Source organism: Mycobacterium sp. NPDC048908 (genome assembly GCF_043197955.1).
Classification (GTDB): domain Bacteria; phylum Actinomycetota; class Actinomycetes; order Mycobacteriales; family Mycobacteriaceae; genus Mycobacterium.
The window spans coordinates 260323-274263 of sequence record NZ_JBICUE010000008.1 but is presented as its reverse complement, the minus strand read 5'-3'; the positions used below and the strand labels follow the sequence as shown (position 1 = coordinate 274263).

Sequence of the window (13941 nt, the reverse complement as noted above, 5' to 3'; positions counted from 1 at the left end):
AACCTTAGTAGGGGATCAACCCCACCAGACAGCGGCTCACGTGTTGGCAGAAGTAGGTGCCGTGCAGCACCGCCGCGGCGCCGAGCGCGGCCAGTGGCGCCGACATCAGCCCGATCGCCAACGCCGCGACGAGCGGTTTGTCGACCACCATCGCGGCCAGCACGCCGCCGAGGGTGCACAAGATCACAAAGATCAGCACCACGAATACCGGCGGCGTCTTGTCCAGCGAGTGAAACCACCAGTAGTACAGCCCCCACCCGCAGGCAGCACCGGCGATCCACACCCCCGCCACCACGAGGACAAAGGTCCAGCGCTTGAGGTGTTGGTAGGTGCCCGCGACGACTTCTGGATGAACCACGGGGAGCAACAGACCCGTCGGCGGCTCAGCGCTGTTGCCGGCGTCGCGGTCGGCGACCAACGGCTGCACCGGATCGGCCATGGCCGAAAACTCCCCGGTGAAGATCGGCGAATACGGCTGCGTCGGGTCGCCGGGCAGCGTCTCTTGTTCGGTCGGGTTAGGCACCGTGCACCACCTGAATCGTGACGAGGACACCGAACCAGCCCGGTGCGATGGCCAGGATGAACGCGCCGAGCGCGGTCACCCAGCGCCGGCCCGACAGCAGGATCATCAGCATGCCGACCACGCTGGGCACCCCGATCACCAGCGCGATCACGATGTCCGGCCGGACGCTCGCCTTCACAAGCAGGGTCGACGCGATACCCGCGACCTGCCCGACCGCGAGACCCACGAGCATTGCGCCGGCCAGCAGCCACGCGCGTGGTAGGGCTATCACGCTTGGAACGATAAGTCCGCCGCTGCACGTCCGGACTGTCCGCCACGCAGGGTCACGGCCGAAGTTGCGCAGCTGTGATCAACCGCTGACCTACGCTCGCGTAGTGAGCGATTCCATGCCCGATGTCGGGTCGCCGACGCAATTGGCAGACGCGCTCGACGCCACCGGCTACCTGGCCGACGAGGGCATCGCCACGGCCGCCTACCTGGCGTTGCGGATGGGGCGGCCGCTGTTCTGCGAAGGTGAGCCCGGCACCGGCAAGACGTCGCTCGCCACCGCGTTGGCCGAGGCGCTGCGGCTGCCGTTGATCCGGTTGCAGTGCCACGAGGGCATCGATGCCGCGCAGGCGCTCTACGACTGGGACTTCCCGCGGCAACTGCTGCATCTTCGGACGCTCGAGGCGGCGGGACATCTCGACGCCGAGTCCGCGGAACGCTCGCTCTACACCGAGCGGTTCCTACTGGCGCGGCCGTTGCTGCGGGCGCTCACCGAGGCGCCGTGCGTGCTGCTGGTCGACGAAATCGACAGGGCAGACGACGAATTCGAGGCGTTTCTGCTCGAGGTGCTCGACGAGAACGCGGTCACCATTCCCGAACTCGGCGAGATACGGGCCGCCACGCCGCCGCTGGTGGTGCTGACGTCCAACCGCACCCGCGACGTGCACGACGCGCTCAAGCGGCGTTGCCTGTACCACTGGCTCGAGCATCCCGACCTGGCGCGCGAGATCGCGATCTTGCGTCGCCGCATCCCAGGCATCGACGAAACCCTCGCCGGTCAGGTGGCCCGCGCCGTGCACACCCTGCGCGGCATGGAACTGGTCAAGCCGCCAGGTGTCGCCGAATCGCTGGATTGGGCGCGCGCGCTGCGCGAACTCGACCGCGATGTGCTCGACGCGCAGACCGCCGCGGCGACCCTCGGCGCGGTGGTCAAGTACCACGAGGACGCAGAGCGCGTCGCACGGGCAGGGCTGGACCGGCTGCTGGCAGGCTGACATGCCGGAGCTGGTCGGATTCGCCGGATTCACGCACGCGCTCGCGGTCGCGGGACTGCCTGCCGACGCCGTCGACACGTACACCCGGGCGCTGCGCGAGGTCGATCTCGCCGACCCGCGGCAGGTGTACTGGGCTGGCCGCGCGACGCTGTGCCGCGACCCCGACGACATCCCGCGCTACGACCTGGTGTTCGAGAACTGGTTCGGCGGCACGGTGCCCGTCCGTGCGCCGCAGCGCCGCCAGCACCAGCGCCGCGCGCGCATCGCTGCGCTGGAGGCCGCCGGTGCGACCGACACCGACGGTGAGCCACCGCACCTGCGGGTCGCGGCGGCCGACACCGAGATCCTGCGACATCGCGACATGGCCGAGCTGACCGCGGCCGAGCGGGCGCACCTCGCCGAGCTACTCGCCACCCTGCACCCGCGGCCCGCGACCCGGCCCGCGCTGAGGCTGCGGCCGTCGCGCCGGGGCCGCATCGACGCGCGGCGCACGCTTCGGCGCATGCTCGCCGCCGGCGGCGAACCCGTGCGACCACGCCACCATCGCAAGGCCACCAGGCCGCGGCGCATCGTGATGCTGATCGACGTATCCGGCTCGATGAACCCGTACGCCGACGCGCTGCTCCGTTTCGCACACGTCGTCGCGCGCAAAAACCCTGCCGCCGAAGTCTTTTCGCTCGGCACCCGGATGACAAGGCTGTCGCGCGCACTGCGGACCCGTGATCCCGAAGTGGCGCTGGCCGCCGCGGGCCGCGCGGTGCCCGACTGGGCCGGGGGCACCCGACTCGGCGAGACCATGCGCGCGTTCCTCGACCGCTGGGGCAGGCGCGGCATGGCCCGCGGTGCGGTGGTGGTGATCTTCTCCGACGGCTGGGAGCGCGGCGACCCCGCGCTGCTCACCGAGCAGATGGCGGCGCTGCGCCGACTCGCCCACGCGGTGCTGTGGGTGAACCCGCACGCAGGTGTGGACGGTTACCAGCCAGTGCAGTCGGGCATCGCCGCGGCGCTGCCTTACGTCGACCGATTGCTCGCCGGCCACAGCCTCGCGACGCTGCAGGATTTGCTCGACGAGATTCGCTGCGCTTGATCGCGCTGGCGCATAACCGGTTTCGCGATTCCGCGAGTTCTCAGCCGCAAGCCAGAGCAGAGTATGCATATGCGCATCTCTGTCACCGTCGACGGAACCACCTACACCGACGACGTGGAACCTCGGCTCCTTCTCGTCCACTACCTTCGTGACCGGCTCGGCAAGGTCGGCACAGTGATCGGCTGCGACACCAGCAACTGCGGAGCGTGCACGGTCCATTTGAACGGGTACAGCGTCAAGTCGTGCTCGGTGCTGGCCGTACAGGCCGACGGCGGCGATGTGACCACCGTCGAAGGGCTGTCTCGAGACGGCAAGCTGCATCCCGTCCAGGAAGCCTTCCGTGACAACCACGCGTTGCAGTGCGGCTTCTGCACGCCGGGCATGATCATGCAGACCATCGACCTGCTCGCCGAGGACCCCCACCCAGACGAACACGCGGTGCGGCATGGCCTGGAAGGAAACCTGTGCCGCTGCACCGGCTACCAGAACATCGTCAGCGCCGTCCAGGACGCGGCCAATCGGCTGGACGCGGAAACAGCTGCGCCCACATCTGATTCGGCGGAGGCGCTGCGATGACCGCGACAGCTGAACCCGAAATCGGTAAGGCGCGCGTTCGTAAAGAAGACGAGCATCTGATCACCGGGCGCACCCGCTGGACCGACAACATCGTGTTGCCGGGGATGCAGCATCTGGCGATATTGCGTAGCCCTGTCGCACATGCGCGCATCACCGGCATCGACATCAGTGCCGCGCGCAGCATGCCGGGGGTCATCGCCGTGTTCACCGGAAGCGATCTGGCCGCCGAACAAGGCAGCCTGCCGAACGCGTGGCAGATCACCGAGGACATGAAGGCGCCCGGCGCGCCCTCGCTGGCGGTGGACACCGTGAACTTCGCGGGCGAAGCCGTCGCCGTCGTGGTGGCCCGCACCCCGTACGAGGCCCAGGACGCGCTCGAACACATCGACGTGGACTACGACGACCTGCCCGTCGTGCTCGATCTGGCCGCCGCGGCCGCCGACGCGGAGGTGATCTACCCCCACCTCGGCACCAACGTCAGCGCGGTCTGGACCTTCGACTCCGCGGAGGCGGGCACCGGTGGCGACGTCGAGGACGCCATCCGCGACGGTGAAGTGGTGCTGGAGCGCACTTTCCGCCAGCAACGGCTGATTCCGGCGTTCATGGAACCCCGTTCGGTGGTCGTCGATCCGACCGGCCCCCAGCTGACCGTGTGGTCGGCCACGCAGATCCCGCACATCCTGAAGCTGATGCTGGCGATGACGCTGGAGATCCCCGAGCACAAGGTCCGGGTGATCGCCCCCGACGTCGGCGGCGGGTTCGGCGGCAAGCTGCAGGTGACGCCGGAAGAGGTGATCGCCCTGCTGGTCGCGCGGCGGATCGGCAAGCCGGTCAAGTACACCGAATCCCGCAGCGAATCGATGCTCGCCGCCCACCACGGCCGCGATCAGATCCAGAAGCTGACGCTGGCCGCCCGGCGCGACGGCACGGTCACCGGCTTGAAGGTGGAACTGCTCGCTGACATGGGCGCCTACCTGCGGCTGGTCACCTCCGGCATCCCGATCCTCGGCGCGTTCATGTTCAACGGCATCTACAAGTTCCCGTCGTATCACTTCAGGTGTACCAACGTCTTCACCAACAAGACGCCCACCGACGCCTACCGCGGCGCCGGACGTCCGGAGGCGACGTTCGCGATCGAACGGATGATGGACGAACTCGCCGCCGAGTTGGGCCGCGATCCGCTCGAGCTGCGCGCGCAGAACTGGATCGCCCACGACGAGTTCCCCTTCGACACCGTCGCCGGGTTGACCTACGACTCCGGCAATTACGAGGCCGCCACCGCCCAAGCCCGCGAGTTGTTCGACTACGACGGGCTGCGGCGCGAGCAGGCCGAGCGCCGTGAGCGCAACGACCCCGTGCAGTTGGGCATCGGAGTCTCGACATTCACCGAGATGTGCGGGTTGGCGCCGTCGCGGGTGCTCGGGTCGCTGTCGTACGGGGCCGGCGGCTGGGAGCATGCGGCCATCCGGATGCTGCCCACCGGCAAGGTCGAGGTGGTCACCGGCTCGTCGCCGCACGGCCAGGGTCACGAGACGGCGTGGAGCCAGATCGTCGCCGACCAACTCGGCGTCCCGTTCGAGGACGTCGAGGTGATCCACGGCGACACGCAGAGCTCGCCGCGGGGCCTGGACACCTACGGGTCGCGTTCGCTGGCTGTCGGTGCGATCGCGGTGGTGAAGGCCGCCGACAAGGTCATCGCCAAGGCGAAACCCTTTGCGGCCCACATGATGGAGTGCGCCGAAGACGACCTCGAGTTCACCGATGGCCGGTTCCGCGTTGCGGGCACCGAGAAGGCCGTCACGCTCGCCGAAGTCGCGCTGGCCGTATTCGCCGCGCACGACCTGCCCGATGGGCTGGAACCGAACCTGGACGCCGAGGCCACCTACGACCCCGACAACTTCTCGTTCCCGCACGGAACCCATTTGTGCGCAACGGAAGTGGACACCGAGACCGGCCGGGTGGGGATCCGTCGCTATGTCTGTGTCGACGACATCGGCCACGTGGTCAACCCGCTGATCGTGGACGGGCAGGTGCACGGCGGACTGGCTCAGGGCATTGCGCAGGCACTGTACGAGGAGGCCGTCCACGACGAGTCCGGCACGCTGATCAACGCCTCGTTCTCGGAATACCTGGTGCCGTCGGCGGTCGACCTGCCGAAGTTCATCACCGGGCGGACCGAGACACCGGCCACCACGAACCCGTTGGGGGTCAAGGGGGTCGGTGAGGCGGGCACCATCGCGTCGACACCTGCGGTGGTCAACGCCGTCATCGACGCGGTACGTCATCTGGGCGTGAACGACATCGAAATGCCCTGCAGCCCACTGAGAGTCTGGCACGCAATCAAGGGAGGAGCCCGATGATTCCGGCGAACTTCGACTACGTCGCCCCGACGACCGTCGACGATGCGGTGGCAGCGCTGGCGGAGGCGGGCGAAGACGCCAAGGTGATCGCGGGCGGGCAGAGCCTGATGCCGGTGCTGCGACTGCGGTTGGCCGCGCCCTCGGTGCTCATCGACCTGAACCGAATCGACGAACTCCGCGGCGTGCGCGACGACGGCGACGCCCTGGTGATCGGCGCGATGACCACCTATTACGGCCTGCTGGGCAATCCGCTCGTCAGCAAGCACGCGCTTCTGCTTGCCGACGCCACCCGTACCGTCGCCGACCCGCAGATCCGGCACCGCGGCACCCTTGGCGGAAACCTGGCGCACGCCGATCCTGCCGGTGACCTCGCCGCGCCGGTGCTGGCGTTGGACGCGACGATGACGGTGACAGGTCCGTCGGGCAGGCGCAGCGTCAGCGCAGCGGAGTTCTTCGTCGACTACTTCACCACCGCACTGGGCCCCGACGAAATCCTCACGGACATCAGGATTCCCAAGCACACCGACTGGGCGGCGCACTACGAGAAGCTGCACCGGGTGGCGCAGGCGTGGTCGATCGTCGCCGTCGCGGCGACCGTCGCAATCGACGACGGGGTGATCGGGCAGGCCAAAGTCGCGCTGACGAACATGGCCCCGGTGCCGATGCGCGCCCGCGCCGTCGAAGAGGCGCTGATCGGCCAGCGCGCCAGCGTGGAGTCGATTCTTGCGGCCGCCGAACACGCGGCAGAGGGCATGGACCCGATGTCCGACGGCAACGCCGACGCGGAATATCGCACCCACCTGGCGAAGGTGTTGACCCGCAGGGCCGTTGCGACGGCGATCGGCGCCTGAGCATGCAGCTCGAGCACCGGTTGTCGGTCCCTGCGCCGATCGATGTGGTGTGGCCCGCGGTGCTGGATCCCGAGCAGGTGGCGCCCTGCGTGCCGGGTGCGACGCTCACCGGCGTCGACGGCGACTCCTTCACCGGCACCGTAAAGGTCAAGGTCGGCCCGATCATGTTGCTGTACAAGGGCAGCGGCGCGTTCGTCGAGACCGACGAACAGGCCCGCCGCGCCGTGCTCAGGGCGGACGCCAAGGACACCCGCGGCAACGGCACCGTCAAGGCCACCGTCACCCTCACGTTGACCGCGGACGGGGAGCGCACAGCAGGGCTGGTGGCCACAGATCTGTCGATCACCGGTAAGCCCGCCCAGTTCGGTCGCGGCATGATCGCCGACGTCGGCGGAAAGATCATCGAGCAGTTCACCGCGTGTCTGTCGGACAAGCTCGCGGTGGCACCCGCGGCGGTAACCGCACCGGCGCCCGAGCCCGCGGATGTCGAACCGCTGAACCTGGTCCACTTCGCGCAGCGCTCGGCGCTTAAGCGGGTCGGCCCGCTGGCGGCGGCCGCGGTGGTGATCCTGGTGTTCGGCGCCCTGGTGCGACGGTTGCGGTCGCGGTCAGCCTGAAAGACGCCGCGCGGCACAGACAAACGGAGCAGTCGAGGACGGCAACAGCGCGGCCCTATCGTCCGGGTACTCGACGCTGAAGCTGACCGACCCGGCGATGCGGTACGGCTGGGCAGCGAGCAGACTGGCGTATTGCTTTCGTAGCCGCGACATTTCGGCGCGCACAGTGACCACGCGCGACGGGTCGCCGTACAGGTCGCTCGCCAGTTCCGGAGCGGATCGACCTTCGGGGAACAGCGCGAGCGCGAGCAGGATCTCGGCGTGCCGTAGTGACAATTGCCGTCGCCAGCAGCCGAATCGGCCGTCCAGCTGCAAGGAGGGGGCGTCCGGGGCGTGCAGGTCCAGCGTGGCGCAGACGAGCTGGCCGTCCGCCTCGGCGACCTCGGGCAGCAGCCGGACCAACCACCCGCCCGGCAGTGGTTCGACGTCGCACGCGCCCAGCGTCGGGAACCACAGTCGCCCAGGCGAGATTTCGCGCGGCATGGCGATCCTGTTGTGCGGCGGCAACGAATCCACCGCGGCCACCCAGCCCTGCGGGTCAACGGCGAGGGCGGGGCTGGCGATCCGGGCCAGGATGGGCGCGGCCACCGTCCGGAGCCGGTTGAGTACGCGGTCGTGTTCTTCACGCAGATGGGCCTCGGCCAGCCGAGCCACCGCGTCGACCAGTGCGACGGTCGTCGGGTGCACCGTCGCCGCCGGGCCGGACAGGTCCACGACGCCGATCGCCTGGCCGGTTCTCGGGTCTCTGATCGGTGCACCGGCACAGGTCCAGGCGTGATGGCTGCGTGCGTAGTGCTCGGCGGAGAACACCTGCACCGCTGTGTTGGACATCAACGCGGTGCCGATGGCGTTCGTCCCGACCGCGTGCTCGCCCCAGTGCGCGCCTTCGACGAACCCCAGCCGGTCGGCCTCCCCGAGTACCGACCGGGATCCGGACCGCCACAGCACGCGTCCCTGCGCGTCGGCGATGACCAGTATGTTGTCGCCTTCGGCGACCAACGATTCCAGACCGCGGGTGATCTCGTCGAGCACCGCGAGTAAGCCGGACGACTGGCGCAGCAAGTCGAGCGTGGTGTCCTCGACTTCGGGCGCCGGCAGCGCGTCCGGGTCGACGCCGCGCGCCATCAATCGGTGCCAGGAGTCTTCGATCACCTTGCGTGGCCGCGCCGGGGCGCGATCACCGGCCATCGTGGCCTCATATACCGCCGACATCAACCGGGCGTAGCGCCGTGGATCCTCACCCACCGCGACAGCGGGCTCGGGGACGAGGGAACGAGGCATCAGAGCCGATTGTGCTCCTGATCACACCGCAAGGCATGCAGGCGAGGCCATGCAACGTGCTGCAACTCTTGTGCACCAACACGCCCACGGTGTGTTCTGGGTCACATGACACAGATTCTGGATCCCGCGGCCGCCACGACGCCCCAGCAGCGGGTGGACGCATGGCTCGCCGATTTCGAGGCCGCGATGGCGGAACGGGACATCGACCGGGTGACGCAGAAGTTCGCCATCGACAGCTTCTGGCGCGACCTTGTCGCGTTCACCTGGAACATCAAGACCGTCGAAGGTCGCGACGGCGTGGCCGACATGCTCGGGGCCCGGTTGGCCGATACCGCCCCGTCGGGCTTTCGGACCCGGGAGGAACCGACCGAAGACGGCGGCGTCACATCGGCGTTCATCGAGTTCGAGACCGCGGTGGGCAGCGGCGTTGGCCATCTGCGCCTCAAAGGCGATCAGGCCTGGACGCTGTTGACCGCGCTTCAGGAACTGAAGGGCCACGAGGAACGCAAGGGACCGACGCGCGTACTGGGCGCCGTGCACGGAGACGACCCCGATCCGCGATCCTGGGCCGAGAAGCGCGCCGAAGAGGACGCCTCACTGGGGCGCACGGTGCAGCCCTATGTGGTCGTGGTCGGAGGCGGGCAAGGCGGGATCGCCCTCGGCGCCCGGTTGCGTCAACTGCGCGTTCCCGCGCTGGTGCTCGACAAGCATGAGCGGCCGGGAGATCAGTGGCGCAAGCGCTACAAGTCGCTGTGCCTGCACGACCCGGTGTGGTACGACCACCTGCCCTACTTGCCGTTCCCGCCGAACTGGCCTGTCTTCTCCCCCAAGGACAAGATCGGGGACTGGCTGGAGTTCTACACCCGCGTGATGGAAGTCCCGTATTGGTCGAAGACCGCGTGTGTGTCGGCGTCGTTCGACGCCGAGGCGGGCCGCTGGACCGTCGAGGTGGATCGTGACGGCGAACGGCTCACGCTGCGACCGACACACCTCGTGCTCGCGACGGGAATGTCGGGCAAGCCGAACGTGCCTACGCTGCCGGGCCAGGACGTGTTCCGTGGGGATCAGCATCACTCCAGTGCGCACCCCGGTCCAGATCCCTACGTCGGTAAGAAAGCCGTTGTCGTCGGGTCGAACAACTCAGCCCACGACATCTGCAAGGCGCTCTACGAGAACGGCGTCGACGTGACGATGGTGCAGCGGTCCTCGACCCACATCGTGAAGTCCGACACCCTGATGGACATCGGTCTCGGTGATCTGTACTCCGAGCGCGCCGTGGCCGCCGGAATGACAACTGAGAAGGCCGATCTGACGTTCGCGTCGCTGCCGTACCGCATCCTGCACGAATTCCAGATCCCGCTCTACGACGCGATGCGCGAACGCGACAAGGAGTTCTACGACCGGCTGACCGCGGCCGGCTTCGAACTCGATTGGGGCGACGACGATTCCGGTCTGTTCATGAAGTATCTGCGGCGGGGGTCGGGTTACTACATCGACGTCGGCGCATGCGACCTGGTCGCCGACGGCAGGATCAAACTGGCCCACGGCCAGGTCGACCGGCTGACCGAGGACGCGGTGATCCTGGCCGACGGGACGGAACTGCCTGCGGACCTGGTGGTGTATGCGACGGGCTACGGGTCGATGAACGGTTGGGCGGCCGACCTGATCGGCCAGGACGTTGCCGACACGGTCGGCAAGGTGTGGGGCCTTGGCAGCGACACCACCAAAGACCCCGGTCCGTGGGAGGGCGAACAGCGCAACATGTGGAAGCCGACGCAGCAGGAGAACCTGTGGTTCCACGGCGGCAACCTGCACCAATCGCGACACTATTCGCTGTACCTGGCACTGCAACTCAAGGCCCGACACGTCGGGCTGGCGACGCCGGTGTACGGCCTGCAGGAGGTGCACCACCTGAGCTGATCGGGCGGCCCGGCAAGATGGGTGCGTGGACGAACGCGACGACCCGTACCTGTGGCTCGAGGACATCACCGGCGACGACGCGCTGGCCTGGGTGCGCAGGCACAACGAGCCGACCGTCGCGGAACTGGCGGGCGAAAGATTCGAGCAGATGCGCGTCGAAGCGCTGGAGATCCTCGACACCGATGCCCGCATCCCCTATGTCCGGCGTCGCGGTGAGTACCTGTACAACTTCTGGCGCGACGCGAAGAACACACGCGGGCTGTGGCGGCGCACCACGCTGGATAGCTACCGCAGCGAACGGCCCGACTGGGATGTCATCCTCGACATCGACCAACTGGCGCGCGCCGATGGCGAGAACTGGGTGTGGGCCGGTGCCGAGGTCATCGAGCCCGAATACACGCTGGCGCTGATCGAACTGTCACGAGGCGGCGCCGACGCCACCGTCGTGCGCGAATTCGACATGGTCAAGCGGGAATTCGTCACCGACGGCTTCCAGCTGCCAGAAGCGAAGTCGGGCATGTCATGGGAAGACTCCGACACCGTGCTGGTCGGCACCGACTTCGGCGAGGGGTCGATGACCGAATCCGGCTACCCACGCATCGTCAAGCGCTGGCGGCGCGGACAGCCACTCGAGGAGGCCCAAACGCTGTTCACCGGCGACCCGTCGGACGTCAGCGTCGGCGCCGGCTACGACCGGACGCCCTGCTACGAGCGGTTGCTGATCACCCGATCCCTCGACTTCTTCAACCGCGAGCGCTACGAGTTGCGTGGCAACGAATTGATTCGCATCGACGTTCCCACCGACGCCAACATCTCGCTGCACCGTCAGTGGTTGTTGATCCGGCCCCGCACCGATTGGGCGGTCGGCACGACGATCTACCCCGCGGGATGTCTACTGGCCACGAACTACGAGCAATTCCTCGCCGGCACAGCGGAACTGAGCGTGGTGTTCGAACCCGACGAACACTCCAGCCTGGAGAACTACGCGTGGACCCGCGACCACCTGGTCCTGCTCAGCCTCGTCGACGTGGCCAGCAAGGTCGAGTTGGTCACCCCCGGTGAGTGGCGGGCCACACCGATCCCTGGCATCCCGCCCAATACCCACACCGTTCTTGTCGACGTCGACGAATACGGCGACGAGATGTTCCTCGACTCCAGCGGCTTCGACCTGCCGTCCCGACTGCTGTGGGGCCATGCCGGCGGCGAGGTGACTCAGATCAAGAGCGCCCCGGCATTCTTCGACGCGTCCGACATCGAGGTCACACAGAACTTCGTCGCTTCGGCCGACGGCACGATGATCCCGTATTTCGTTGTGGCACACCGCAGTTCGACAGGTCCGACGAAGACCCTGTTGAACGGATACGGCGGATTCGAGAGCTCGAGCACGCCAGGTTACGCCGGGGTACTCGGGCGGCTGTGGCTTTCCAGGGGCGGCACCTACGTGTTGGCCAACATCCGCGGCGGTGGTGAATACGGCCCCGCCTGGCACACCCAGGCGATGCGTGAGGGTAGGCATCTGGTCGACGAGGACTTCGCCGCGGTGGCGGCGGATTTGGTCCGGCGCGGCATCACCACCTTCGAGCAATTGGGCGCTCAGGGTGGAAGCAACGGCGGACTGCTGATGGGCATCATGCTCACGAAGTACCCGGAGTTGTTCGGCGCTCTGGTGTGCAGTGTGCCGCTGCTCGACATGCGGCGGTTCCACCTACTGCTCGCCGGGGCGTCGTGGGTGGCCGAGTACGGCGATCCCGACAACCCCGACGACTGGGCGTTCATCTCCAAATACTCGCCGTATCAGAACATTTCGTCCGAACGGAGCTATCCGCCCGTATTGATCACCACCTCGACCCGGGATGACCGGGTGCATCCAGGGCACGCCAGAAAGATGACCGCGGCGCTCGAGGCGGCGGGCCAGCCGGTGCGGTACTACGAGAACATCGAGGGCGGCCACGCGGGGGCGGCCGACAATGCCCAGATCGCGTTCCGGTCGGCGTTGGTCTTCGAGTTCCTGCACCGGATGCTGAGCGATCAACCCAGCTCACCAGAAACGGCGCTCACCTCACCGGGATAGATCATCTGCGACGGCGGGCGGGCGGTTCTTCTCGCCCACAAGTAGTACAGCGCAGCGGTTCCCAGTAAACCGACGATCCAGGAGATGTCGGCGCCTCCGAGATCGTCCACCAGTGGACCGGTGTAGAGCGATTGGGACAAGAACGGCACCTGAATCAGGATGCCGATCACGTAACTCACCAACGCGGTGACGTTCATGCGGCCGTAACGCCCGTTCGGATCGTACAAAGCGGGGATGTCGACCCGTTCCTTCGAGATCAGGTAATAGTCGACAAGGTTGACCGCGCTCCACGGGGTGAAGGCCATCAGTATCAACAGGACGAAGTTGCGGAAATTGTCGAGGAAGTCTTTCGTGGCGATCAGCGCGATGATCACGGAGATCACAATGAACGCCGCCACGCACGCCGTTCGGATCCATTGGGGCACACGCGCGGTCCTGGTGAAGGCCGTCGCCGTGGTCAGGATGGTCATCAGGCCGCCGTATGCATTCAGACAGTTGACCGCGAGCTTGCCGGTGACGATCACGACGTATATCGCCGTTGCGACCACCACGCCGCCTGCCAGATCTCCGATGAAGGTGACCTGGGACGCGAGGAACTCATCGCCCGCCCCCGCGGCGACGATCGCACCGAGCGTCATCGACCACTGCGATCCGATCACCGAGCCGAGGAAGGTGCTCCAGAACGTGCTCGATTCGGGCGTCGACCGGGGCAGGTAGCGAGAGTAATCCGCAACGTAGGGACCGAAGGTCAGTTGCCATCCCGCGCCGAGCGACACCGCCAACAGGAAAGTAGCGACGTCGAACGGCTTGGCCCCGAGCAATGCGGGCACGTCGTATTCCATCAGCATGCGGATGCCGATGTAGGTGAATCCGACGGCGCACACGACGGTGGCCAACCGGCCCAACCGGTGAATCATGCGGTAGCCGATGACGGCGACGATCAGTGTCAGCAATCCGAAGATGACGATGCCGACCGATGGCGTGTCGATGCCGAGGATCTCGTTGATCGCTTGACCAGACAGCACCGTTCCGGTCGCGGCGAAGCCCAGATACATGAGCACCACCAACACCAACGGAAGACACGCTCCCCACACCCCGAACTGGGCCCGGCTGGAAATCATCTGCGGGATACCCATTTTCGGACCCTGCGCCGAGTGTAAAGCCATCACGACACCGCCGCAGACGTTGCCGATCAGCAAGCCGATGATTGCCCACAGCGGGTCGGCGCCGAACACTACGGCCAGAGCACCGTCGACGATCGCGGTGATCTGCATGTTGGCGCCGAACCACAGCGTGAACTGGTCGCGTGGTTTCCCGTGCCGCTCGTTGTCGGGAACCACGTCGATGGTTCGGCGTTCCACCTCAACTGCCATGGGAATCCTCGTGGGTCGAC

At 67.2% G+C, this 13941-nt stretch carries 12 protein-coding genes; 8 read left to right on the top strand and 4 right to left on the bottom strand.

Features of this window, described 5'->3' with window-relative positions:
- Positions 1 to 4: 4 nt before the first annotated feature.
- Entirely contained in the window at positions 5 to 523 is a 519-nt protein-coding gene (locus tag ACGFK1_RS21850) for a hypothetical protein (protein ID WP_393433969.1), read from the bottom strand.
- Positions 516 to 794: a putative holin gene (locus ACGFK1_RS21845; RefSeq protein ID WP_393433966.1), complete on the bottom strand. Its 279-nt coding sequence runs from the start codon at positions 792 to 794 to the stop codon at positions 516 to 518. The genes ACGFK1_RS21850 and ACGFK1_RS21845 overlap by 8 nt, the downstream gene beginning before the upstream one ends.
- Before the next feature lie 115 nt (positions 795 to 909).
- On the opposite strand from ACGFK1_RS21845, the gene ACGFK1_RS21840 reads away from it, so the two are divergent.
- From ACGFK1_RS21840 to ACGFK1_RS21815, 6 genes are all read left to right on the top strand, one after another.
- Complete coding sequence (locus tag ACGFK1_RS21840) at positions 910 to 1785, top strand: AAA family ATPase (protein ID WP_393434110.1); 876 nt, start codon at positions 910 to 912, stop codon at positions 1783 to 1785.
- Between the two features lies 1 nt (position 1786).
- The gene (locus ACGFK1_RS21835) at positions 1787 to 2872 is read left to right on the top strand and encodes a VWA domain-containing protein (RefSeq protein ID WP_393433963.1); all 1086 of its coding nucleotides are present in this window, start codon (positions 1787 to 1789) and stop codon (positions 2870 to 2872) included.
- A 69-nt stretch (positions 2873 to 2941) separates the two neighbouring features.
- Complete coding sequence (locus ACGFK1_RS21830; RefSeq protein ID WP_393433960.1) at positions 2942 to 3448, top strand: 2Fe-2S iron-sulfur cluster-binding protein; 507 nt, start codon at positions 2942 to 2944, stop codon at positions 3446 to 3448.
- The gene (locus tag ACGFK1_RS21825) at positions 3445 to 5808 is read left to right on the top strand and encodes a xanthine dehydrogenase family protein molybdopterin-binding subunit (RefSeq protein WP_393433958.1); all 2364 of its coding nucleotides are present in this window, start codon (positions 3445 to 3447) and stop codon (positions 5806 to 5808) included. Before ACGFK1_RS21830 ends, ACGFK1_RS21825 begins: the two co-directional genes overlap by 4 nt.
- Positions 5805 to 6659, top strand: a complete 855-nt coding sequence (locus ACGFK1_RS21820; protein ID WP_393433956.1) for an FAD binding domain-containing protein — start codon at positions 5805 to 5807, stop codon at positions 6657 to 6659. The genes ACGFK1_RS21825 and ACGFK1_RS21820 overlap by 4 nt, the downstream gene beginning before the upstream one ends.
- 2 nt (positions 6660 to 6661) lie before the next feature.
- Positions 6662 to 7276, top strand: a complete 615-nt coding sequence (locus tag ACGFK1_RS21815) for an SRPBCC family protein (RefSeq protein ID WP_393433953.1) — start codon at positions 6662 to 6664, stop codon at positions 7274 to 7276.
- Here ACGFK1_RS21815 and ACGFK1_RS21810 read toward each other — a convergent pair.
- The gene (locus ACGFK1_RS21810; RefSeq protein WP_393433950.1) at positions 7268 to 8557 is read right to left on the bottom strand and encodes a GAF domain-containing protein; all 1290 of its coding nucleotides are present in this window, start codon (positions 8555 to 8557) and stop codon (positions 7268 to 7270) included. The genes ACGFK1_RS21815 and ACGFK1_RS21810 overlap by 9 nt on opposite strands.
- A 105-nt stretch (positions 8558 to 8662) precedes the next feature.
- Between ACGFK1_RS21810 and ACGFK1_RS21805 the strand changes: the two genes are divergently transcribed.
- On the top strand, positions 8663 to 10477 hold the full coding sequence (locus ACGFK1_RS21805) for a flavin-containing monooxygenase (protein ID WP_393433947.1): 1815 nt from the start codon (positions 8663 to 8665) through the stop codon (positions 10475 to 10477).
- A 25-nt stretch (positions 10478 to 10502) separates the two neighbouring features.
- Positions 10503 to 12548 (top strand): prolyl oligopeptidase family protein, encoded by a 2046-nt coding sequence (locus ACGFK1_RS21800; RefSeq protein ID WP_393433944.1) that lies wholly within the window; start codon positions 10503 to 10505, stop codon positions 12546 to 12548.
- Here ACGFK1_RS21800 and ACGFK1_RS21795 read toward each other — a convergent pair.
- Positions 12506 to 13921, bottom strand: a complete 1416-nt coding sequence (locus tag ACGFK1_RS21795; protein ID WP_393433941.1) for a purine-cytosine permease family protein — start codon at positions 13919 to 13921, stop codon at positions 12506 to 12508. The genes ACGFK1_RS21800 and ACGFK1_RS21795 overlap by 43 nt on opposite strands.
- Positions 13922 to 13941 lie beyond the last annotated feature (20 nt).

What these genes read in the sequence shown, in the direction of transcription:
- ACGFK1_RS21830 (WP_393433960.1), top strand. Translation starts at nt 2,942, where the DNA reads ATGCGCATCTCTGTCACCGTCGACGGAACCACCTACACCGACGACGTG.
- ACGFK1_RS21835 (WP_393433963.1), top strand. Translation starts at nt 1,787, where the DNA reads ATGCCGGAGCTGGTCGGATTCGCCGGATTCACGCACGCGCTCGCGGTC.
- ACGFK1_RS21820 (WP_393433956.1), top strand. Translation starts at nt 5,805, where the DNA reads ATGATTCCGGCGAACTTCGACTACGTCGCCCCGACGACCGTCGACGAT.
- ACGFK1_RS21825 (WP_393433958.1), top strand. Translation starts at nt 3,445, where the DNA reads ATGACCGCGACAGCTGAACCCGAAATCGGTAAGGCGCGCGTTCGTAAA.
- ACGFK1_RS21840 (WP_393434110.1), top strand. Translation starts at nt 910, where the DNA reads ATGCCCGATGTCGGGTCGCCGACGCAATTGGCAGACGCGCTCGACGCC.
- ACGFK1_RS21815 (WP_393433953.1), top strand. Translation starts at nt 6,662, where the DNA reads ATGCAGCTCGAGCACCGGTTGTCGGTCCCTGCGCCGATCGATGTGGTG.
- ACGFK1_RS21810 (WP_393433950.1), bottom strand. Translation starts at nt 8,557, where the DNA reads ATGCCTCGTTCCCTCGTCCCCGAGCCCGCTGTCGCGGTGGGTGAGGAT.
- ACGFK1_RS21805 (WP_393433947.1), top strand. Translation starts at nt 8,663, where the DNA reads ATGACACAGATTCTGGATCCCGCGGCCGCCACGACGCCCCAGCAGCGG.
- ACGFK1_RS21795 (WP_393433941.1), bottom strand. Translation starts at nt 13,921, where the DNA reads ATGGCAGTTGAGGTGGAACGCCGAACCATCGACGTGGTTCCCGACAAC.